Consider the following 1,107-nt stretch of genomic DNA (forward strand, 5'->3'; position numbering starts at 1 on the left):
GTAGCTCTGCTGGTACTAATTAGCGGGGTATTGATCCTGTCTCTTATACACATCTAGATGTGTATAAGAGCTATATTACGGACATAGCGATTCCAATTGGAGAAACGGAGACTTTTTCATTGTTCATCAGAGAAATGACGGCGAAATTCCCCACCTTCTATGACATCGTTTCCCGAGACACCATAAGGAAAATACAAAAATTGTGTTTCAGATGGGAGTACTTATCCTTTTCGTTGGCTTCGTTCATGACTTTGGATCAATTTGATTACTTTAAACAAAGTTATCCTATGCTTCATGAAGCCGTTTATGATTTTGTTTTAGCAGCGGATCGAATCCGGACTGGCGGACTTTTAGTTTATGAAAAGGCTCATCTTTATTATGATTTTCTATTTTGTCTATTATCTGATAAAGCTATTCAAGCGTTGGAAAGAAAGGTTCATGTCTTTATCGATTTTTCAGGCGGTGAAGACTACAATCAATTTCTTACTATGAATATCCAATCGTTTGACTATCTAGACATCGTAGTTGACAAAAAAGTAACGGCGAGCACGGATATCTATGTCTCAGATTTTTTCAATAGTAAAGTAAGATGTGAACAAATTATCTGGAAAAATCCGCCTTTAGCTCATGATTGGAAAGAGTTTGCGGATAAGGTGATCCGAGTAAGAGGTAATCGTGCAGATTGATCGGCAATAATCAGCTAGCGAATCCTTTGTATCTTTACAAAAGTCAAGAGGTGATAAAAATTAAGAGAGGTCAGATTATTCTCATGAGTGGACTGTTTATTCTTGGTCAGAGCATGATCTCCTATCAAGGGATCGCGTATGATTCTATTGTCCACAAAAAATTACAGCAGGTCAAAAAAGAAGAGCAGCAAGCGAGTACCGAAGATAGATCACCCGATATTCAATATGTAACGTATGAGTATAAAGAAAAGAAGAAGGATTTTACTCACGTTGAAAAGAACTTAGCTTTACTGAAAAGACAAGCTCTACATAATAAAACGGGTGATGGTCGACAGTCAGAACTTGGGAAAATAGCAGCAGAGTTATCGGGGGCAATATTATTCGGAATTAAACAACCATAGCATTAACAACTTTATATAGT

At 37.1% G+C, this 1,107-nt stretch carries 2 protein-coding genes; both read left to right on the forward strand.

All coding sequences use genetic code 11. The features are described 5' to 3' along the window. Window positions 1-200: 200 nt before the first annotated feature. Window positions 201-686, forward strand: a complete 486-nt coding sequence (locus A5875_RS21885; RefSeq protein ID WP_141108376.1) for a hypothetical protein — start codon at window positions 201-203, stop codon at window positions 684-686. After that, on the forward strand, window positions 683-1,087 hold the full coding sequence (locus tag A5875_RS21890) for a hypothetical protein (RefSeq protein WP_088935670.1): 405 nt from the start codon (window positions 683-685) through the stop codon (window positions 1,085-1,087). Before A5875_RS21885 ends, A5875_RS21890 begins: the two co-directional genes overlap by 4 nt. The last annotated feature ends 20 nt before the right edge of the window (window positions 1,088-1,107 follow it).

Origin of the sequence: Enterococcus sp. 3H8_DIV0648 (genome assembly GCF_002140655.1) — a bacterium.
Classification (GTDB): Bacteria; Bacillota; Bacilli; order Lactobacillales; family Enterococcaceae; genus Enterococcus_A; species Enterococcus_A hulanensis.